The sequence below is a fragment of the Wenzhouxiangella sp. XN24 genome (assembly GCF_011064545.1).
GTDB lineage: Bacteria > Pseudomonadota > Gammaproteobacteria > Steroidobacterales > XN24 > XN24.
This window is the reverse complement of sequence record NZ_JAAMFG010000017.1, coordinates 129,997-150,930: the sequence shown is the minus strand read 5'-3', so window position 1 is coordinate 150,930 and position 20,934 is coordinate 129,997. Positions and strand designations below refer to the sequence as shown.

The following is a 20,934-nucleotide window of genomic DNA, read 5'->3' as shown; positions in this document are numbered from 1 at the left end:
GGGTGGGATGTCACGGGCTCACCGAGCGCATAAAGATTTCTAAGCGAGGGGAGCCCGTGGCGTCCCGCCGCGCGGTCCCGAAGGAGCTCTTGCCCGGCCCGTCCTGGTATCGAAGCCAGGGTTCCCGCGCGACAATGTTTCGACTATAGTCGAAACATGGAAACGACCTCCGCAGTGCGAAGTCTCTCGGCCCTGGCGCACGAACACCGGCTCGGCGTGTTCCGCCTGCTGGTGAAAGCCGGCGCACCGGGGCTCGCTGCGGGGGAGATCGCCGGGACACTGGAACTGCCGCCATCCAGCCTGTCGTTTCACCTCGCGGCACTCGAAAACGCGGGCCTGGTGACGGCCACGCGGACCGGTCGTTTCATTCACTACCGTGTCGAGCCCGACGCTATCCGCGCGCTGCTCGGCTACCTCACCGAGGACTGCTGCGAAGGCCGCCCGGAGCTGTGCGGGCGTGCGCGGCCCTGTGCGCCTGCCGCCGGACCCGCATCGGGGCCCGCGACGGCGAGACAAGGGAAAACCAGGGCATGACAGAACCACGAATCTACCGGGTGCTTTTCCTGTGCACCGCCAACTCCGCGCGCAGCATTCTTGCGGAGGCGGCACTGAGTCGCGCAGGCGGTGGACGTTTCGAGGCATACAGCGCGGGCAGCACCCCGCGCGGCCGGGTCAACCCGGCAGCCCTGGAATTGCTCGCCGATGAGGGTTTCGACGTCGCGCAGTTCCGTTCAAAAGGCTGGGACGAGTTCGCCGAACCCGGTGCGCCTGAACTGGATTTCATCATCACCCTTTGCGACAGCGCCGCAGGCGAGGCCTGTCCGGTATGGCCCGGTCGACCCATCACGGCGCACTGGGGGTTGCCCGATCCTGCATCCGTCGAAGGGGAGGCCGCACAACGGGCCGCCTTCGCCGAAACCTTGCGGGCGATCGAGGCACGCATCGCACAACTGCTGGACCTGCCGCTGGACAAACTCGAGCCGGACGAACTGAAACGACGGCTCGCCGCCATCGGTGCGGGGCGGGATTCATGAACCGGGACACAATGACATGAGCGAAAACGTCGCACGGCGCATGACGCTGCTGGATCGCTACCTGACGGTGTGGATTTTCGTCGCCATGGCGTTCGGCGTCGCGCTCGGCCGCCTCGCGCCCGGATTGCCCGGCATGCTGGATCGCTTCAGCATCGGCACGACCAGCATCCCGATCGCCGTGGGCCTGATCCTGATGATGTACCCGCCGCTGGCGAAAGTGCGTTACGAGGAAATGGGCCGGGTGTTTCGCGACTGGAAGATCCTCGGCCTGTCGTTGCTCCAGAACTGGCTGGTCGGCCCCGTGCTGATGTTCCTGTTGGCGATCGCATTCCTGTCCGGCTACCCGGAGCTGATGGTCGGTTTGATCCTGGTCGGCATCGCCCGGTGCATCGCCATGGTGCTGGTGTGGAACCAGCTGGCGCACGGCAACAGCGAGTATGCCGCGGGCCTGGTCGCGCTCAACAGCGTGTTCCAGGTGCTGACCTTCGGCCTGATGGCCTGGTTGTTCATCTCGGTGTTTCCCGGCTGGCTCGGCATCGACCTGTCGGGCGTCACCGGCGCCGGCGGCAAGACCGTGGCGGACATCACCATCGGCGAGATCTTCAGGAGCGTGATGATCTATCTCGGCATTCCCTTCGCCGCGGGCATCCTGAGCCGCGTCCTCCTCCTGCCGTTGAAGGGCCGCGAGTGGTACGAGACGGTGTTCATCCCGCGCATCTCGCCGATCACCCTGGTCGCGCTGTTGTTCACCATCATCGTCATGTTCAGCTTCAAGGGTGAGCAGATCCTGCAGTTCCCGGCCAAGGTCCTGTTGGTCGCCATGCCGTTGACGATCTACTTCGTGCTGATGTTTCTCGCCAGCTTCTTCATGGCGAAGAAGGCGGGCGCCGACTACTCGCGCAGCACGACGCTCGCCTTCACCGCATCCGGAAACAACTTCGAGCTCGCTATCGCCGTGGCGATCGCGATCTTCGGCATCGCCTCGGATGTGGCCTTCGCCACCGTCATCGGGCCGCTGGTCGAAGTCCCGGTGCTCATCGGCCTGGTGCACGTCTCGCTGTGGCTGCGGCGGCGCTTTTTCCCCGACGAGGTCGCGCGGGCGCCGGGCTGACCCCTTCTGGGTTCGCGGCCGGACCGCGGCTTCTCTTGCGCTGGGGTCCGCGACCGGACCACGGCTTCTCTTGCGCTGGGGTCCGCGACCGGACCATGACAGGGTTCCCCTCGCTTAGAAATCTTTATGCGCTCGTGGAACCCTGTCACGCTCCGGCCGCTGCGCTCCTGCCGGAGTCAGCGTGGCCTCGTCTCGCCTCCGCGCTGCTGCCGGAGCCAACGTGGTTCCGTTCGGTCGCTGTGCCGGAGCCGGAGGGAGCGCGGTTCCATCCGGCCGCTGTGCCGGAGCCGGAGCCAACGTGGCGCAGTTCGGCTGCCGCGCCGGAGCATGCGTGAGCGCGGTCTCGTCCTGTCGGCGCATCGAAGCTTGCTCAAGCGCCCCCGCGCGCTTCCGTTGTCGATGTGCGAGCGGGGGCGGACCCTCATGGGCTCACCGAGCGCATAAAGATTTCTAAGCGAGGGGAGCCCATGAGGGGTCGGCCCTGCGGTGCCGAAGGAACCCGGGCAGACGCCCCTGCGGTGCCGAAGGAACCCGGGCAGACGCCCCTGCGGTGCCGAAGGAACCCGGGCAGACCCCCTGCGGTGCCGAAGGAACCCGGGCAGACGCCCCTGCGGCCCCGAAGGAACCCGGCATACGCCCCTCGAGTCCGCAGTCCCGAAGCCGCGCCAGGCTAGATCGACAGCGACCCCTCGCGGAAATCCGTCTCGGCCAGGTGCACGTTGACCAGCACCGGCTGACCCGCGGCAGACAGCTCGCGCGCCTTCGCCAGCGTCGGCGCGATCTCGTCGTCGCTGCTGATGACCAGTCCCGCCGCGCCGAGGCCTTCAGCGGCCCGGTGGTAATCCGTCCGGGCCAGGCGCACGCCGACGTCGTCACCGAGCATCTTCACCTGCTCGCGCGCGATCTGCGCCCAGCAGGCGTCGTTCCCGATGATCGCGATGGGGGCGAGTCCGTGGCGCACGTAGCTGTCGAACTCGATGAGGCTGTAGCCGAGCGAGCCGTCGCCGTAGAGGATCCAGACCTCCGCCGAGGGCCGGGCCCGCGCCGCGCCGATGGCGAAGCCGCCGCCGACGCCGAGCGTGCCGAAGGCGCCGGGGTCGAGCCAGCGCAGGGGGCCGCGGGGACGCACGACATAGGAGGCCGTGCCCACGAAGTCGCCGCCGTCGGCGACCAGCACGCTGTCGTCCGGCAGGATCTTGTCGATCTCGCGACACAGCCTGAGCGGATTCACGCCTGCGCCGCCGACGGCCGCGCGTGCATCGATGTCAGCCTCCCGCGCGGCGTCGCGGGCAGCTAGTTCCTCCAGCCACTCGCTGCGATCCGGCGGGCTGCCGCTCATCGCGTCGGCAAGATCGCGCACGCACAACCCGGGGTCGGCCAGCAGCGCGTCGTCCGGCTTGCGGTTGAGGCGCAACTCGCGGCGGCTGAGATTGAACGAAACCAGCCGCGCGCTGCGGCGGATCTGCTTGCCGTAGTCGAGTCGGAAGTCGCAGGGCACGCCGGCGAGGATGACGAGGTCGGCTCCCTTGATGGCGTCGCGGCGACGATGCCGGAACAGCAGCGGATGCTCCGCGCCGAGCAGGCCGCGTGACATGCCGGAGAGGTACACGGGAATGCCGAGCTTGATGATCGCATCCCGCAGGAGATCGGCATCGGCCGCACGCGCCACGGCCTGGCTGCCGCAAACCATGACGGGCCGCCTGGCGGCGGCCAGCTGTCGCGCGATGTCGCGGATCGACTGGGGACGCGGCAGGACCGCGGGCGATTCGCTCGCCGGCTTCGGCATCTTCCGGCCGCCCGCGAACAATCTTTTCGTATGTCGTTCGAGGTAGAAACGTACGGCCTTGTCCGCCAGGCTGTCGCCGCGCGGCATGCTGTCCGCATACCACCCGCGGATGATCTCCTCGTCGTAGAGCAGGTCCACCGGGCACTCGACGAACACCGGTCCCGGCACGCCCGTGTCGGCCGCTTCCAGGGCCTCGACGATGGCGGGTGCGAGGTCGCGCAATCGCTTCACGGCGCGCGCGTACTTCACGTGGGGCTTCATCAGCGGCATCTGGTCGATGTCCTGCAGGGCGCCACGATTTTTCAGGGCGGTGGCCGTGGCTCCGCCGAGCACCAGCACCGGTGACTGCGCGAGCTGGGCGTTCTTCAGCGGCGTGATGGTGTTCGTCAGACCCGGTCCGGCCGTGACCGCGGCCACGCCCGGAATGCCGGTCAGGCGGGCATGCGCATCCGCGGCGAAGACGGCCGTGGCCTCGTCGCGCACGTCGGTGATGCGGATGCCGATGCGTTTCGCCTCGACCAGGATCGGGGAGATGTGCCCGCCGCAAAGAGTAAAGATTTCCCGGACCCCGCGATCGTGCAGGACCCGCGCGATTCGCGCGCCACCGTTCATATGTTCCCCCTTCAGCGTCCTGCGCCGACGCCCCAGGTCAGCGCATAGTCTACCCCGGTCAGCACGGACGAGGGGGCTTCGATCGGGCCGGCCGGCGGCAGGCCGAACCGGACGCCGCAGTTCGGCCGGATGTCGCGTTCGACGTCCAGGCCCGGCATGATCATTTCCAGCACGAGCCCGCCGCGGGTCAGGCGAAAGGCGCCGACCGTCGTGACATACCAGACCTCCTTGCCATCCGCGAGTGCCTGCCTGCCGCTGAAGGTCACTTCCGACACGGTGTCCACGAGCTTGGGCTCGCCGGCCTGCTCCAGCACCATCCGGCCCTGCTCCACGCGCCACTTTGCGCCCTGCATGAAGCTGCCGACGAAGATGCAGGTACGCGCACTGGCCGTGATGCTCGGCAAGCCGCCGGGACCGACGTAGTTCGACAGGCGGGGGCCGCGCCTGGAGACGTTGACGTTGCCGGCCGCATCCACCTCGAGAAAGCCGAGGACGGTGGCGTCCAGGTTCTCGAGATAGTGCCGGAACATCCAGGCGGAGCTTTCCATCCGCTCGGGGTTCACGGCCGCACCGAAGTAGATGCCGGGGGCGGGCAGGCCGCCGAGGACACCGGTCTCGGTGGTGAAGGTGAGCGCGGGGCGAAGCTCGCTCTGGTAGAGCTCCCGGCAGACCTCTTCGCCGTAGCCCACGCCGATGTTGACGCAGGCCGGCGCCTGCACGGTTTTCGCGAACACGTGGGCACCGAGCCGCGCCAGCGCGCACTCGACCGGGCCGCGCACCGGCGTAAGGCGCAGGAAGCGGTTGATGTAGCGCAGTTTCTCGATGGCCGCGGCATCGTCGCCGTCGCCGCCCGGCGAGAACAGTCGCCAGGCCTTGCGTTGCGGCGCGAGGATGCTCTGTTCCTGGCGAGGGTTGACCACGATCGCGTCCACCATCGAGGCCGGCAGGCTCACGCGCGACGGATCGGCCGGAATCACGTCGGCGACGGACACCAGGACCTGGCCGCCATTCGCGCGCGCCGCACGTGCCGCTTCGTGGATTTCGGTGATGGTGGCGGCGTCATGCAGATAGATGTTGCCTTCGGCATCCGCCCAGGGCGCCGCGATGACAGCCACCTCCAGCCGCGGCAGGCGGAACGACAGTTGCTCGCCGTCAGAGTCGATGAAATTGTCGCGTGCCTGCGGCGTGACGGGGGAGCCGCGACCGCAGCGGGGATCGAGCACGGTGCCCACGCCGGTGCGGCTCAGTACCACGTTGTCGCCGTGGCCGTCGGCCTGCGCCTCGAGTGCGAAACACATCTCCCCCTGCGGCATGACGTGGAGTTCGAGTCGCCCTGCTTCGGCGAGCGCCAGCATCGAGCGGGTCGTCTCGACATGACCCGAAATGAATCGTGTCACCAGGCCGTCGAGGCCGACTTCCTCGACGGTGCCGGGCGCCCGGCCGCGGCCGCCCTGGCCGCCGACGGCGATCCACGTCAGCCCCCGGGGTCTGCCGTGCGCCTGGAAATGCTCCCGGATCGCCCAGAGCAGCGTCGAACAGCGCGCGTTGCCTGCCATGCCGGTCGAGAGGCAGCAGGCGCCATCCGGCACCCTGGACGCCGCTTCGCGTGCGGTCACGAAGCGCGCGTCCAGCCGGCCGGGCGGCCGGTAATCGAGATTACGGCGAGCCCAGGTGAGGCGCCAGCGGACGACGCGCGTGGCGAGTAAAAGGCGCTCGAGCAGTTGCATGTCAACGAAGCATGATGCCGCAACTCCGGCTGGACGACGTAGGGAATTTCCCTTACCGGTCGTCATTCTGCAGCACCCGGCGCGTAACGGGCGAACCATTCCGCGACGGAGTTTGCGGGTGCGTCGATGCCGGGCAGCAGAAACACGGGACTGACCCGGCCGATGCGCTGGGCTATGCTGGCGATCTTTTCGGGCATGGAGGGCGCGAGCCTTGACGGATCCGCAGCAGGCACTGGCCCGGCTCAGGGGGGAACTCGACGCACTGGACGGCGAGCTCGTGGACATGGCGGCACGCCGCCAGCGCATCGTCGCCGAGATCGGCCGTCTCAAGCGGAGTCATCGCCAGCCGACGCGTGATTACTCGCGCGAGCGAGAGGTGCGCGAACTGGCGCGAGCGCGGGCCCTGCACCACGGGCTCGACCCGGAGCTCGGCGAGCGCCTCGTCGGCGCGATGATCGAGGCTTCGCTGACCAGCCAGGAACGGGATCGGCTGGAAGCGTTCGGCGGTGGCGCCGGGCGCAGCGCCCTGGTGATCGGCGGCGCCGGGCGGATGGGCCGCTGGTTCACCGAGTTCCTCGCCACCCAGGGATGGGCGGTGAGCGTTGCCGATCCGGCCGGTCCGGTGGCAGGCCTGCCGTGGCATGCCGACTGGCGCGGCCCGGCACGTGATGCGGAACTCGTGATCGTCGCGGCGCCGCTGGCCGCGACCGCAGCGATTCTCGAGGAGCTGGCCGACCTTTCGCCCGCAGGACTGGTGGTGGAAATCGGTTCGATCAAGGCGCCCGTGGCCGCCGCACTCGCCACCCTGCGCGATGCCGGGGTGGCGGTCGCTTCGATTCACCCGATGTTCGGTCCGGACGTCCGCCTCCTCGCCGGACGCCATGTCATCCTCGTCGACATCGGCGCGCCCGCCGCTCTCGCCACCGTGCGCGCACTGTTCGAACAGACCTCGGCGGGTTTGGCGGAGATGTCCCTCGAGCAGCATGATCGCCTGGTGGCCTGGGTGCTGGGCCTGTCCCACGCCGTGAATATCGCCTTCTTCACGGCGCTCACGGCCAGCGGTCGGGACATCGCCGAACTGGCCGCATTCGCCAGCACCACCTTCGGTGCGCAGCTGGGCGTCGCCACGCGGGTCGCCCGGGAAAACCCGGAACTCTATTTCGAGATCCAGTCCACCAACCCCCACGGGATCGAGCCCCTGGAGGCGCTCGCAGCCGCAGCCGCGGCCGTGGAGGAGGCGGTCGCGCAGGACGATGTCGAAGCCTTTACCGCGTTGATGCGCGCCGGCGCACGGTACCTGGAGAATCCCCAGTCTTGAAGCGGCAGGCCTGGGTCGGTTCGTTCTACGACCTTGTCACGGGCGACGAGGACGCACGCGTGTGCAAGGACATTCCCGACGCCGCATGCCGGGAGCAGCCGGGAAACTTCTTCCTGCAACTCGCGTCCCTCGTCTGTACGAAGATCGGCGACGAAATCGCCAGCGCGAAGCTGGTGCTGCCCTGGTTGTTGTCCGCGGCCGGCGCACCCGCGTTTTTCATCGGCCTGCTCGTGCCGATCCGGGAGTCCCTGTCTCTCATGCCGCAGTTGTTCGTGGCCGCAGCGATCCGCGCGCGTCCGATCAGGAAATGGCTCTGGGTCGGGGGCAGCATCGTACAAGGGCTTTGTGTCGCGGCGTTCGCCGGCGTGGCTCTGACCCTCGAGGGCGCGGCGGCGGGCTGGGCCGTCGTCGGGCTGCTGACCGTGTTCGCGATCGCGCGCGGGGTCGCATCGGTGGCGAACAAGGACGTCATGGGCAAGACAGTCTCCAAGACCCGCCGCGGCACCCTCACGGGTTACGCCACGGCGATGGCGGGAGTGGTCACCGTACTCCTCGGCGCCTGGCTGCAATTCGGCGGTGGAACGCCCGCCGATGTCGGCGGCATCGTCGTGTTGCTGTTGATCGCCGCCGGCCTGTGGTTGTTTGCGGCCGCCTTGTTCGCCGGCATTCGCGAGACGCCCGGGGCGACCGCGGGCGGGGGCAATGCCGGTCGGGATGCCCTGGCGAGCCTGTCCGTACTGGTTACGGACCGGTTGTTCCGGCGCTTCGTCATCACCCGCGCGCTGCTGGTCTCGACGGCTTTGCTGGTGCCTTTTTACGCTGTGCTGGCGCGCGAGCAGACCGAGGCCGGGCTCGGCGGACTCGGTGCGCTGCTGGTCGCGGCCGGTATCGCCGCGACGGTCAGTGCCGGCTTCTGGGGGCGCATGGCTGATCGCTCCAGCCGGAACGTGTTGCGCACAGCCTCGGGCGTTGCCGGCCTGCTGAGCCTCGGCATCGCCGGCTGGCAGATGGCGGGCTCGCCGGGATTGCCCGACGGCGTGGTGATCCTGGCGGCGTTTTTCGTCATGGGCATCGCCCATGCCGGGATTCGTATCGGCCGGAAGACTTATCTCGTGGACATGGCGACGGCCGAGACGCGCGCCACCTACGTTGCCGTGAGCAACACGGTGATCGGGATCGTGCTGCTCATGGGCGGGGTTTTCGGTGCGGTGGCCGGATGGATCGGCACCGCCGAGACCATCGGGATACTGGGGTTGTTCTGCCTGGCCGGGTCGATGGGCGCGCAACGACTGGAAGAAGTGACGCGATAACGGGGGACTCTGATGCAGGAAAATCATGTTCTACTCGGTGGCAGCGATGCCGGGCACGTGTTGCTGGATCCACGCTATGCGAATCGCCATGGCCTCATTGCAGGCGCGACCGGTACCGGCAAGACGGTGTCGCTGCAGGTGCTGGCGGAGGCGTTTTCGGCACGCGGCGTGCCGGTATTCCTCGCCGATGTGAAAGGCGACCTCGCCGGCCTGTCGCAGCCCGGCGCGCCGCACCCGCGCATCGACGAGCGCGTGGCGACCATCGGCATGCCGGCCCCGGTATTCGCCCCTGCCCCGGTGGTGTTCTGGGACGTGTTCGGCAAGGGCGGGCATCCTTTGCGCACGACGATTTCCGAGATGGGCCCGATGCTTCTCGCGCGACTGCTCGAGCTGAACGAGACGCAGGAAGGCGTGCTGCATGTCGTGTTCCACTACGCGGACGAAGAGGGGCTTTTGCTCCTCGACATGCCGGATCTGCGCGCGCTGCTTGCCCACGCCGCGGAGAACCACAAGGAGATCTCGACACGTTACGGGCGCATCACGAGCGCTTCGATCGGCGCCATCCAGCGCCGCCTGCTCGCGCTGGAATCGCAGGGCGGCAACAACTTTTTCGGCGAGCCTGCGCTGGAGCTCGTCGACCTGATGCGCACCGACCTGTCGGGCCGCGGCATCATCAACGTGCTGGACGCCCGCGAGTTGTTTCACTCGCCGCGGGTGTACGCCACCACGCTGCTGTGGCTGCTCGCGGAACTCTTCGAGCAACTGCCCGAGGTGGGCGATGCACCGCTGCCGAAGCTGGTGTTTTTCTTCGACGAGGCGCACCTCTTGTTCGACAACGCGCCGCCGGCGCTGGTCTCCAAGGTCGAGCAGGTCGTGCGCCTGGTGCGTTCGAAGGGTGTCGGGGTGTGGTTCGTGACGCAGAGCCCGCTGGACCTGCCGGATCCGGTGCTCGGCCAGCTGGGCAATCGCATCCAGCATGCGCTGCGCGCCTTCACGCCCCGCGACCAGAAAGCGGTGCGCGCGGCGGCGACGACCTTCCGCCAGAACCCCGCGCTGGACACCGAGACCGTGATCACCGAGCTGGGTGTCGGCGAGGCGCTGGTATCGACTCTGCAGGCCAAGGGAATTCCCGGCATCGTGCAACGCTGCCTGATGTCGCCGCCTGCCACGCGCATCGGTCCGATCAGCGACGCGGAGCGCAGCGTGGTGCGCGGCCGCAGTCCAGTGGGCGGGCGCTATGAGCAGCTCGTGAACCGTGAATCGGCCTACGAGATCCTGGCGATACGCGCCGAGCAGGCCGCTGCCGCTTCGGCCGCCGAACAGGCGGCGCAACGCGAAGCGGCCGAGCGCGAAGCAGCCGCGCGCGCCACGGCATCCAGGCGTCCCCGGGCCAGCAATCGCCAGGGCTATGTCGAGGCGGCGACCAAGAGTGCGGTGCGCAGCATGAGCAGCCAGCTGGGCCGCAGCCTGGGCCGCTCGCTGCTGCGGGGCATTCTCGGTTCCCTGTCCAAGTCCCGCTAGCTGCGGCCCGCGTATTCGGCCGGCAGTTCCGTGAGCGTCGCCGCGTCGTCCCAAAGCCGCCGTAAAGCCCCCAGCGAGGCGCCTGCATCCCCGCTGGTGAAGAAATTCGTCGCACCGCGTTCCCCGGCCTGCAGGCCCGCGGCCTGCGCCACTTCGCGCACCCGGCGGGCCACGGCCTCGCCGGTGTCGATGACCCGGACGTCCGGACCCGCGGTCGTCTCGATGAGCGGCCGCAGGAACGGGAAATGCGTGCAGCCGAGCACCAGCGTATCGGCCCCCGCCCTGACCAGCGGAGCGACGAACTGCGTGACGAGTGCGCGTGTCAGCTCGCTGTCGAGTTCGCCCGCTTCGACCTGTTCGACGAGACCCGGACACGCCCGGGTCAGCACCTGGATGTCGCCGCCGAACTGGTCGAGCAGGGCGGCGAAGCGCGCACTCTGCAGAGTCCCCACCGTGGCGAGCACGCCGACCACGCCGCTGCGGGTCGCCGCGGTGGCGGGCTTGACCGCCGGCTCCATGCCCACGATCGGGATGCGGAATGTTTCCCGGAGCAGGGGCACGGCGGCGGCAGTGGCGGTATTGCACGCCACGACGATCATGTCGTGACCGTGGTAGACCAGGTAGCGCGACAGCGCGAGTGAGCGGACCCGGATCACGTCCTCGCTGCGCGCGCCGTATGGCACCCAGGCCGAGTCCGCGAGATAGGTGAGATTCGCCGCAGGTATGCGACGGCGGATCTCCCGGAGCACGGAGAGCCCGCCGAGACCCGAATCGAACACCCCGATGCGCAAATCGATCGCTCCGCCTAAAGGGTTAACGCTACCCCTCCCGTGGATGCACTGCAACATAGCAAGGAAGTTCTCTTCGACATGCTGTAGTCAGAATTGCGCGGCTATAATGGCCGAGTCAAACGGTCGTATGACTTCGGGTCCGCGGCCTCGTCCATTGCCCCCAGTCGTCAGCCCGGCGGCCTTGTGCCGCTGAAGCCGGACGCCCACCACCTACGGGACAGCGAGTCATGACAGACGCTTATATTCTCGATCACGTGCGCACCCCGCGCGGCCGCGGCAAGCCCGACGGCGCCCTCCACGGCATTACGCCCATCCAGTTGCTGACCCAGGTGCTGGAGGCCATTCGCGACCGCAACGAACTCGACACGGCGCTGGTGGAGGACGTCATCATGGGCTGCGTGGCCCCCGTCGGCGAGCAGGGCGCCAACGTCGCACGGGTCGCCGCGCTCAATGCGGGCTACGCGCAGTCGGTGCCCGGCAAGCAGTTGAACCGCTTCTGCGCCTCCGGCCTCGAGGCCGTCAACACCGCCGCGGCGCTGGTGATGGCCGGCCAGGCCGACCTGGTGATCGCCGGCGGGGTCGAGTCCATGTCACGCGTCCCCATGGGCTCGGACGGCGGCGCCATGGCGACGGACCCGCAGGTCGCCTGGAACACCTACTTCGTGCCCCAGGGCATCAGCGCCGATCTCATCGCGACGCGCTACGGCATCAGCCGCGAGGACTGCGATCGTTACGCGGCGGAAAGCCAGCGCCGCGCCGCCGAGGCCTGGCAGGCGGGTCGTTTCGCGGGCTCGATCCTCCCGGTGCGCGACCGGCTGGGGCGCGTCGTGCTGGACCGCGACGAGCACATGCGGCCGGGCACCACGGCCGAGGACCTTGCCGGCTTGCGCGCCGCCTTCGAGATTCCCGGCCAGCAGGCGGGCTTCGACTCGGTGGCGATCCAGCGTTACCCCGATGTGGAGTCGATCCACCATGTGCACACCGGCGGCAATTCCAGCGGCATCGTCGATGGCGCCGCCGCGGTACTCGTGGCCAGCAAGCAGATGGCCGAACATCTCGGGCTTGCGACCCGCGCGCGGATTCGCGCCTTCGCCTCGGTGGGCAGCGAGCCCACCATCATGCTCACGGGGCCCGCACCCTCGGCGGAACGCGCCCTGGAAAAAGCGAAGATGAAGCGCGGCGACATCGACCTGTTCGAGCTCAACGAGGCCTTCGCTTCTGTCGTGCTGCGCTACATGCAGCAGCTGGATGTGCCGAGCGACCAGATCAACGTCAACGGCGGGGCGATCGCGATGGGGCACCCGCTCGGGGCCACGGGCGCGATGGTGCTCGGCACGCTGCTCGACGAGATGGAGCGCCGCGACCTGGCCACCGGCCTGGTCAACTTGTGCGTGGGGGCCGGCATGGGCACCGCGACCATCCTCGAGCGTCAATAAGAAGGGATGCCGAACATGAATGACAACATCAAGTATTCAGTGGACCACGACGGCATCGCCCAGCTGGTGATCGACGTGCCCGACCGGCCCATGAACGTCCTCACGCCCGCCTTCATGCAGGCGCTCGACGAATGCATCGACAAGGTCGCGGGCGATGCCGCCGTCAAGGGCGCCATCATCACCTCGGCGAAGAGCAGCTTCGTCGCCGGCGCCGACCTCAAGGACCTGGTCGGCGTGTTTGCGCGCGGCCAGGGCCCGGCCGAGATCTACGAGTTCGCGCGCAGCTTCACCCTCATTTTCCGCAAGCTGGAGACCTGCGGTAAGCCGTTCGTTGCGGCCATCAACGGCACGGCGCTGGGCGGCGGTCTCGAGCTGGCGCTCGCCTGCCACCACCGGGTCGCCATCGACGACCCGAAAACGCGCCTCGGCCTGCCCGAAGTGCAGGTGGGACTGCTGCCGGGCGCCGGCGGCACCCAGCGGCTGCCGCGCATGATCGGCAGCGAGAAAGCGCTGCCGCTGATGGTCGAGGGTACGCATCTCGATCCGGCCAAGGCGCATGCGCTGGGATTCATCGAAGAGTTGGCCCCCGATGCCGAGCAGATGCTGACCAGGGCCCGCCAGTGGATTCTCGACAAGGGCGACCCGGTACAGCCCTGGGACAAGAAGGGCTTCAAGTTCCCGGGCGGCGCCGGCGCGAGCCGTCCCGGCACCGCGCAGACTTTCATGGTCGGGACCGCGCTGGTGGCGCAAAAGACCATGCACAACTACCCGGCGCCGATCGCCATCCTGTCCTGCGTCTACGAGGGCAGCATCGTGCCCATCGACAAGGGCCTGGAGATCGAGTCGCAGTACTTCGTCGAGCTCCTGACCGGGCCCGTGTCGCGCAACATGATCCGCACGCTGTTCCTGGACAAGGGCGCGGCCGACAAGCTGGTGCGGCGGCCCAAGGACGTGGACAAGGTCCCGGTCCGCAAGCTGGGCGTGCTGGGCGCCGGGATGATGGGCGCGGGCATCGCCCATGTCTCGGCGTTCGCCGGCATGGAGGTGGTGCTGCTGGACACGGACCAGGCCAACGCGGAGAAAGGCAAGGGCTATTCCGCTAACCTGCTCGAGAAGCGCGTGTCACGCGGCAAGATGGCGGCCGACAAGGCCGCAGAGGTCCTGGCGCGCATCAAGCCGACGACGGATTACGCCGATCTCGCCGGCTGTGACCTGGTCATCGAGGCCGTGTTCGAGGATCGCGAGATCAAGCGCAAGGTCACCGAGGCCACCGAGGCGGTAATCCCCGCGAGCGCGATCTTCGCCTCCAACACCTCCACGCTGCCGATCACCGGCCTGGCGCAGGCGTCGCAGCGCCCCGCGCAGTTCATCGGCATCCATTTCTTCTCGCCGGTGGACAAGATGCCGCTGGTCGAGATCATCGTCGGCGAGCAGACCGGCGACACGGCCATCGCGCGGGCGCTCGATTACGTGCAGCAGATCCGCAAGACGCCGATCGTGGTGAACGACAGCCGGGGTTTCTACACCAGCCGGGTGTTCGGCACCTACGTCAAGGAAGGCGTGGCGATGCTCGCCGAGGGCGTCAAGCCGGCGCTGATCGAGAACGCCGCGAAGATGGCGGGCATGCCGGTGGGTCCGCTCGCGGTGTCCGACGAGGTGACGCTCGACCTGTCCTACAAGATCATGAAGCAGACCCGCAAGGATCTCGGCGACGCCTACCAGCCGCACCCCGCCGATGCCGTGATCGAGAAATTCCACGACGAGCTCAAGCGGCTCGGCAAGCGTTACGGCGCGGGCTTCTACGAGTACCCGGAGGGCGGCAAGAAGCGTCTCTGGCCGGGCCTCGCGGAGATCTACCCGCCGGCGGCCGAGCAGCCGGATGTCGAGGCCGTCAAGCGGCGGCTGCTCTACATCCAGTCGCTGGAGACGGCGCGTTGCATGGAAGAGGGTGTCGTGACCGATCCCGCGGATGCCGACGTCGGTTCGATCTTCGGCTGGGGCTTCCCGCCGTGGACCGGCGGCACCGCCAGCCTCGTGGACACGGTGGGCATGGCGGCGTTCCTTGCGGAATGCGATCGCATGGCGGACGCCTTCGGCGAGCATTACCGGCCTTCAGAGTGGCTGCGCAACCGCACCCAGCTGCGCTGAGTCGAACGTAACCGATGCGCCCCGGGCGACGCAGCTTTCGCCCCAGGAGAGATCGATGACCGATACCGTCCTTTACGAACGCCACGGCCCCGTCGCGGTGGTGACACTGAATCGTCCGGGCGTGCTGAACGCCTTCAACCGGGAACTGGCCGATGACTTGCGCGAGGCCATGATACGCGCGGCCGGCGACCGCGAGATCCGGGCGGTGATCCTGCGCGGCGCCGAAGGCAAGTTCAGCGCCGGCGCGGATCTCAAGCAGGGTTTCCCGAAGGACCGGCGCGTCGAGGACGTGATCAACACCGACTTCCGGCCCACGCTCGACATGATCGCGGGCATGGAGAAGCCGGTGATCGCCTCGGTCGCCGGGCCGGCTGCGGGGATCGGCCTGTCCTTCGCCCTGGTGTGCGACCTGGTCGTGATGGCCGACGATGCCTACCTGCTCTCGCCCTTTGCGGCCATCGGCCTGATTCCCGACGGTGGGGCCACCTGGCTGCTGGCGCGCCAGCTCGGTTACCACCGCGCCTACCAGCTGTGCATCGAGTCGGAACGCATCCCGGCGCAGCGCTGCCTCGAGCTGGGGCTGGCGAATCGCGTGGTGCCGGCGGCGCGGCTGGACGAGGACAGCATGGCCTGGGCCGCCGAGCTTGCGGAACGGGCACCGCTGGCGCTGGCGCGCACGAAGCTGGCGATGCGCGCCGCCATGGACCTGAGCCTCACGCAGGCGATCGCCTACGAGGCGCACCTGCAGACGGCCTGCCTCGAGAGCGAGGACGCGAAGGAAGGGATCGGCGCGTTCGTCGCCAAGCGCAAGGCCCAGTTCAAGGGACGATGAGCATGCAAAGAAACATCTTCGAGGAAGAGCACGAGATCTTTCGCGACTCCGTCGCCCGCTTTCTCCAGGCCGAGGCCGCGCCGCATCTCGACGACTGGCTGGCGGCGGGGATCGTCGATCGCGAGTTGTTCAAAAAAGCCGGCGAGCAGGGCTATTGCCTGATGTGGGCCGGCGAGGACTACGGCGGCATGGGCGTGGAGGATTTCCGTTTCGAGCAGATCCTCATCGAGGAGAACGCTTTCCACGGCGACGCCGGATTCGGTCTCACGCTGCACAATCGGCTGTGCGGCCCGTATATCGGCCAGCTCGGCAACGACGAGCAGAAGGCGCGTTTCCTGCCCGGCTGTGTCAGCGGCGAGACGATTCTCGGCATCGCCATGACCGAACCGTCGGCGGGCAGCGACGTGGCAGGGATCCGCAGCCGCGCGGAGGAGCACGATGACCACTGGGTGCTGAACGGCTCCAAGATCTACATTTCCAACGGCATCAACGGCGACGTGTTCATCGTCGCGGCGCGCACCGTGCCCGAGCACCCGCACGGGATCGGCCTGTTCCTCGTCGAGCGTGGCATGGAGGGCTTCAGCCGCGGGCGCAACCTGAAGAAGCTCGGCCTCAAGGCGCAGGACACGGCGGAGCTGTTTTTCGACAACGTGAAGGTACCCAAGGCGAACGTCCTCGGCGATCCGCGCAAGGGCTTCTATTACCTGATGCAGTTCCTCGCCGAGGAGCGCCTGATCGTGGCCTGCGGTTGCGTGGCCGCGGCCGAGGCGGCCCTGCGGCTCACGCTCGAGTACGTGCAGGAACGGCATGCCTTCGGCCACGCGATCGCGGCGTTCCAGAACACGCGGTTCAAGCTGGCCGAGATGCGCACCCGGATCGACGTCGCGCAGACTTTCGTCGATCGCTGCGTCATGGATCACAACGAGGGCAAGCTCTCGGCGGACGTCGCGGCCGAGGCGAAGCTGTTCGCCAGCGAGGTCGAGGGCTGGGTCACCGACGAGTGCCTGCAGCTGCATGGCGGCGCCGGTTACATGGACGAGTACGCCATCTCCCGGCTGTATGCGAACGCACGCGTATCCCGCATCTACGCGGGCAGCAGCGAGATCATGAAGGAAATCATCGCCCGCTCGATGGGCCTGGATCCGCGCCGTGGCACTGCCTGAGTCGTTTCGCGGACGGATCGCCGTGCCCGCGGTGGCGGCACCGATGTTCCTGGTGTCCGGGCCGCAGCTGGTCATCGAGGCCTGCCGCAGCGGGGTGCCGGCCTGCTTCCCGGCGCTGAACCAGCGCAGCACGGCCAAGTTCGTCGAATGGCTCGACGAGGTCGGCGGGGCGCTCAACGACAGCGACGCGCCGTGGGGAGTGAACCTCATCGTGCACCGCTCCAACCCCCGGCTCGAACAGGATCTCGAGGCCTGCGTGCGCCACCGGGTGCCCTTCATCGTCACCTCGCTCGGCGCCGTGCCGGATCTCGTCAAGACGGTTCATGGCTACGGCGGGATCGTGTTCCACGACATCGTCAGCCTGCGCCACGCCCACAAGGCGGCCGAGGCGGGGGTGGACGGGCTCATCGCCGTCTGCGCCGGGGCGGGCGGACACGCGGGGCCGACCAGTCCCTTCGCCCTGGCCAGCGAGATCCGCCAGTTCTTCGACGGCACGCTGCTGCTCGCGGGCGCCATCAGCGACGGCCGGCAGGTCGCGGCGGCGCTGATGATGGGGGCGGATCTCGCGTGGATCGGCAGCCGCTTCATCGCCACCCGGGAGAGCCTCGCGCCGGAGGCCTATAAGCAGATGATGCTGGCCGCCAGTGCCGCGGACGTGGTCTACACCGATGCCGTGTCGGGCGTGCCGGCGAATTTTCTCCGCCAGAGCCTCGAGGACAACGGCTTCGATGTCGCCGCGCTGGCGAAGCGCGGTCTCGGCAGCGGCAAGCTCAAGGATCTCGGTGACGAGGCGCAGGCGTGGAAGACCATCTGGTCGGCCGGCCAGGGCGTCGGCACCATCCGGGATGTCCCGGGCACGGCCGAGCTGTGCGCACGGCTCAAGGCCGAGTTCGATGCGGCGTGTGCCGCCGGAGTCCCCTGGCCGGAGCGCGGTTGATGGCGGGACCGCTCACGGGGCTGACGGTGATCGAGGTTGCGGGGCTCGGGGCGGGGCCGTATTGCGGGATGATGCTGGCCGACATGGGTGCGCGGGTGCTGCGCGTGGAACGCATGCCGCTGCCGCGCGCCGCGCCGCCGCTCCCCGATCCGCTGGCGCGCGGACGCGAGAGCATCGCGCTGGACCTGCGCAAGCCGGAGGGTGTCGTGGCGCTGCTGCGCCTGGTGGAGGACGCCGACGCGTTGTTCGAGGCCTTTCGGCCGGGGGTCGCGGAGCGGCTCGGCTTCGGTCCGGACACCTGCCTCGAGCGGAACCCGCGCCTCGTCTACGGGCGGATGACCGGCTGGGGCCAGCAGGGTCCCCTGGCCCGGGCCGCCGGCCACGACCTGAACTACATCGCCCTGTCCGGCGCGTTGCACAGCATCGGGCCCGTGGGCGGCAAGCCCGTGCCGCCGTTGAACCTGGTGGGCGATTTCGGCGGCGGCGGGCTGTTGCTCGCGTTCGGCCTGGCCTGTGCCTTGCTGGAACGCGAGCGCTCCGGTGCGGGCCAGGTGATCGACGCAGCCATGCTCGACGGGGCGGCCTCGATGATGAACATGTTCTCCGGTTTCCGTGCGCTCGGGCTGTTCGACGAGCGTCCGGGCGCCAGCATGCTCGGCGGGGCCGCGCACTTCTACGACACCTACGAGACGGCCGACGGAAAATATGTCGCCGTGGCGCCGATCGAGCCGGAGTTCTACGCCGAGTTTCTCGAGCGCCTCGGCCTGGACGCGGCGCGTTTCGCGCCACACGCCTTCAGTTTCGGCCGTCCCGACACCTCGGCGTGGGCGGCGCTCAAGGCCGAGATCGCCGCCGTGTTCAGGACGCGCAGCCGCGCGGAGTGGTGCACGTTGCTCGAGGGCAGCGACGCGTGTTTCGCGCCGGTGCTGTCGCTGGGGGAGGCACCGGAGCATCCGCACAACGCGGCCCGGGGCACCTTCGTCGAGGTCGGCGGCGTGGTCCAGGCCGCGCCGGCGCCGCGTTTCAGCCGCAGCGCGCCGGAGGCGCCGCGTGCAGCGCCCCACCCGGGCGCAGACACCCATGCGATCCTGGCGCGGGCGGGCTACGATGAGACGTCCCTGCAGGCGCTGGCCGCAGCGGGCGTCATTCCGCAACAACAGGAGTAAGCGATGAGCGAGGAACGCGTCAGTATCGAGCGCCGCGGCCACGTGGCGGTGGTGACCCTGTCCCGGCCCGAAAAGCGCAATGCGCTGGATCCCGCCACTTTTGATGCGCTGGACGCAGCGGCGCGGTCGCTCTCTGCGGACCGGGAATTGCGCGCCGTGGTGCTCGCGGGCGCCGGGAAGAGTTTTTGCGCCGGGATCGACCTGGGGTCGTTCGCCGGTGGCGAGGCGGTGTTTCTAAAGCTGCTGTCGCGCCGCGAAGGCGAGGCGGCCAACCTGGCGCAGCGCGCCGGCTGGGCCTGGCGCGAATGTCCCGTGCCGGTCATTGCGGCCTTGCACGGCGAAGTCTTCGGCGGCGGTCTCCAGCTCGCGCTGGGCGCCGATCTGCGCATTGCCCGCCCGGACGCCCGCCTTTCGATCATGGAGATCCGCTGGGGCCTTATCCCCGACATGTCCGGCAGCCAGACGCTGCGTGGTCTCGTACGCCGCGACGTGGCGCTCGAGCTGGCCTGGAGCGGGCGCATCGTCCCGGGCGAGGAGGCCCTCGGGCTGGGCCTGGTGACGCGCCTCGCCGATGACCCGCTGGCGGAAGCGATCGCGCTGGCGGAAGCGATCGCGAAGCGCTCCCCCGATGCGGTGCGCGGCGCCAAGCAGCTGTTCAACCATGCCTGGGAGTGCCCGTCGCACGACGGGCTCGCGCTGGAGGCGGAGCTGCAGATGCAGATCCTCGGGCAGGCCAACCAGATGGAGGCGGTGCGCGCCGGCCTGGCGGGCGACACGCCACAGTTCGGGCCGCCGGTCAGGTGAGATGAGCAAGCAGGAAGGCAAGCGGGGGAAGCGCGTGGCGCTGGTGCTGGGCAGCGGCGGTGCGCGCGGGCTCGCCCATATCGGCATCATCCAGCATATCGAGTCGCTGGGTCACGAGATCGTCTACATCTCGGGATGCTCCATGGGCGCGCTGGTGGGCGGAATCTACGCGGCGGGCCAGCTCGAGCCCTATGCCGAATGGGCGCGCAAGCTCGAAAGGCGCGACATGTTCAGCCTGCTGGATTTTGCCTTCGGCTGGACCGGCCTTTTCAAGGGCGATCGCCTGATGGGCGTGCTCAAGGAACTCGTCGGCGATCATGTCATCGAGGACCTGCCCATCGGCTTCACGGCCGTGGCGACGGATCTGCGCGAGCAGCGGGAGATCTGGTTGAACAAGGGCTCGTTGTTCGATGCCATCCGCGCGTCCATTGCGATTCCCACGGTGTTCACGCCGCACGTGTACCTCGGCCGGATCCTGGTGGACGGCGGCTTGCTGAACCCGATCCCGATCGCGCCGGCGCTCAACCAGGATGCCGACATGATCATCGCGGTGAACCTCAACGCCGCGTCGCGCAGCTCGCGTGAACGGGCGCGGCAACTGGTGGATCCGGATCAGGATGCGACGGACGGCCGGTCTCCCGAGGCCGAGTCCGAGGCGGAGGACGGGTCAAAGGATCCGAAGCTGCCGGGCATCATCGACGTGGTGACGGCGTCGATCGACCTGATGCAGAACTCCATCGCCCGCATGAAGCTGGCGGCCTACACGCCGGACATCGTCATCGACGTCCCGCGTGATGCCAGCCTGTTCTATGAATTCTACCGCGCCGAGGAACTCATCGAGCTCGGCCGCGAGCGCGCCCAGGCCGCCCTGGCCGGGCCACGCAGCTAGGGGGATAGCGCGCTCCTGCATCCGCCGCACGCAGACGTCGAGCTCCGGCCCGCCGCCCTGGCGCGCTGCAGGCCGCGAGGCGGTTGCTACACTTATTAGCGATGAATGCTCTTCGTCGTATCGTCTTGCCGGGCGTGTCGTCGAGCAGGGCCGCAGCATCCCTGCTGCGCTGCATGGAACCCCGAGGACTCCTGTCATGAGTTTGAATTTCACCCTCACGCCGCTGGTATCGCTGATCGCAGGCATTCTCATCCTGCTCGTGCCGCGGCTGTTGAACTATATCGTCGCGGCATACCTGATCATCGTCGGACTGATCGGCCTGTTCGGCGTCAACCAGATGCATCTCTGA

General features: G+C 68.5%; 19 protein-coding genes. 15 read left to right on the top strand and 4 right to left on the bottom strand.

What is annotated here, in order from left to right; all coding sequences use genetic code 11:
- The first annotated feature begins 174 nt into the window (after positions 1-174).
- The 3 genes from G6032_RS00880 to arsB are packed head-to-tail and all read left to right on the top strand — an operon-like array spanning position 175 to position 2,145.
- Complete coding sequence (locus tag G6032_RS00880; RefSeq protein WP_346763729.1) at positions 175-534, top strand: metalloregulator ArsR/SmtB family transcription factor; 360 nt, start codon at positions 175-177, stop codon at positions 532-534.
- Positions 531-1,034, top strand: coding sequence for an arsenate reductase ArsC (locus tag G6032_RS00875; protein WP_165280237.1), 504 nt, complete (start codon positions 531-533; stop codon positions 1,032-1,034). Before G6032_RS00880 ends, G6032_RS00875 begins: the two co-directional genes overlap by 4 nt.
- 16 nt (positions 1,035-1,050) lie before the next feature.
- Positions 1,051-2,145 (top strand): ACR3 family arsenite efflux transporter, encoded by a 1,095-nt coding sequence (arsB, locus tag G6032_RS00870; RefSeq protein ID WP_165280236.1) that lies wholly within the window; start codon positions 1,051-1,053, stop codon positions 2,143-2,145.
- A 670-nt stretch (positions 2,146-2,815) separates the two neighbouring features.
- On the opposite strand, the gene G6032_RS00865 is transcribed toward arsB, so the two are convergent.
- From G6032_RS00865 to G6032_RS15770, 3 genes are all read right to left on the bottom strand, one after another.
- Entirely contained in the window at positions 2,816-4,543 is a 1,728-nt protein-coding gene (locus G6032_RS00865; protein ID WP_165280235.1) for a thiamine pyrophosphate-binding protein, read from the bottom strand.
- An 11-nt stretch (positions 4,544-4,554) separates the two neighbouring features.
- Positions 4,555-6,270, bottom strand: a complete 1,716-nt coding sequence (locus tag G6032_RS00860; protein WP_165280234.1) for a CoA-transferase — start codon at positions 6,268-6,270, stop codon at positions 4,555-4,557.
- A gap of 62 nt (positions 6,271-6,332) precedes the next feature.
- Positions 6,333-6,467: a hypothetical protein gene (locus G6032_RS15770; RefSeq protein WP_276610759.1), complete on the bottom strand. Its 135-nt coding sequence runs from the start codon at positions 6,465-6,467 to the stop codon at positions 6,333-6,335.
- A gap of 14 nt (positions 6,468-6,481) precedes the next feature.
- On the opposite strand from G6032_RS15770, the gene G6032_RS00855 reads away from it, so the two are divergent.
- Genes G6032_RS00855 through G6032_RS00845 form a run of 3 tightly spaced genes read left to right on the top strand, consistent with a single transcriptional unit; the run spans position 6,482 to position 10,419 of the window.
- The gene (locus tag G6032_RS00855; RefSeq protein WP_165280233.1) at positions 6,482-7,588 is read left to right on the top strand and encodes a prephenate dehydrogenase/arogenate dehydrogenase family protein; all 1,107 of its coding nucleotides are present in this window, start codon (positions 6,482-6,484) and stop codon (positions 7,586-7,588) included.
- Complete coding sequence (locus tag G6032_RS00850) at positions 7,585-8,898, top strand: MFS transporter (protein ID WP_165280232.1); 1,314 nt, start codon at positions 7,585-7,587, stop codon at positions 8,896-8,898. The genes G6032_RS00855 and G6032_RS00850 overlap by 4 nt, the downstream gene beginning before the upstream one ends.
- A gap of 12 nt (positions 8,899-8,910) precedes the next feature.
- A complete protein-coding gene (locus G6032_RS00845; protein ID WP_165280231.1) occupies positions 8,911-10,419 on the top strand; it encodes a helicase HerA-like domain-containing protein in 1,509 nt (502 codons plus the stop codon).
- Here G6032_RS00845 and murI read toward each other — a convergent pair.
- Entirely contained in the window at positions 10,416-11,210 is a 795-nt protein-coding gene (gene murI, locus G6032_RS00840; RefSeq protein WP_240901838.1) for a glutamate racemase, read from the bottom strand. The genes G6032_RS00845 and murI overlap by 4 nt on opposite strands.
- 227 nt (positions 11,211-11,437) lie before the next feature.
- Between murI and G6032_RS00835 the strand changes: the two genes are divergently transcribed.
- From G6032_RS00835 to G6032_RS00795, 9 genes are all read left to right on the top strand, one after another.
- Complete coding sequence (locus G6032_RS00835; protein WP_165280229.1) at positions 11,438-12,646, top strand: acetyl-CoA C-acetyltransferase; 1,209 nt, start codon at positions 11,438-11,440, stop codon at positions 12,644-12,646.
- A gap of 15 nt (positions 12,647-12,661) precedes the next feature.
- Positions 12,662-14,794, top strand: a complete 2,133-nt coding sequence (locus G6032_RS00830) for a 3-hydroxyacyl-CoA dehydrogenase NAD-binding domain-containing protein (RefSeq protein ID WP_165280228.1) — start codon at positions 12,662-12,664, stop codon at positions 14,792-14,794.
- Between the two features lie 55 nt (positions 14,795-14,849).
- Complete coding sequence (locus tag G6032_RS00825) at positions 14,850-15,626, top strand: enoyl-CoA hydratase-related protein (protein ID WP_165280227.1); 777 nt, start codon at positions 14,850-14,852, stop codon at positions 15,624-15,626.
- A 2-nt stretch (positions 15,627-15,628) separates the two neighbouring features.
- The gene (locus tag G6032_RS00820) at positions 15,629-16,789 is read left to right on the top strand and encodes an acyl-CoA dehydrogenase family protein (RefSeq protein ID WP_165280226.1); all 1,161 of its coding nucleotides are present in this window, start codon (positions 15,629-15,631) and stop codon (positions 16,787-16,789) included.
- Entirely contained in the window at positions 16,776-17,726 is a 951-nt protein-coding gene (locus G6032_RS00815) for a nitronate monooxygenase family protein (protein ID WP_206211724.1), read from the top strand. The genes G6032_RS00820 and G6032_RS00815 overlap by 14 nt, the downstream gene beginning before the upstream one ends.
- Entirely contained in the window at positions 17,726-18,892 is a 1,167-nt protein-coding gene (locus G6032_RS00810; RefSeq protein ID WP_165280225.1) for a CaiB/BaiF CoA-transferase family protein, read from the top strand. Before G6032_RS00815 ends, G6032_RS00810 begins: the two co-directional genes overlap by 1 nt.
- A gap of 3 nt (positions 18,893-18,895) precedes the next feature.
- Positions 18,896-19,696 (top strand): crotonase/enoyl-CoA hydratase family protein, encoded by an 801-nt coding sequence (locus G6032_RS00805; RefSeq protein WP_165280224.1) that lies wholly within the window; start codon positions 18,896-18,898, stop codon positions 19,694-19,696.
- A gap of 1 nt (position 19,697) precedes the next feature.
- Positions 19,698-20,585, top strand: a complete 888-nt coding sequence (locus tag G6032_RS00800) for a patatin-like phospholipase family protein (RefSeq protein ID WP_165280223.1) — start codon at positions 19,698-19,700, stop codon at positions 20,583-20,585.
- 196 nt (positions 20,586-20,781) lie between these two features.
- Positions 20,782-20,934, top strand: a complete 153-nt coding sequence (locus G6032_RS00795; protein ID WP_165280222.1) for a DUF3096 domain-containing protein — start codon at positions 20,782-20,784, stop codon at positions 20,932-20,934.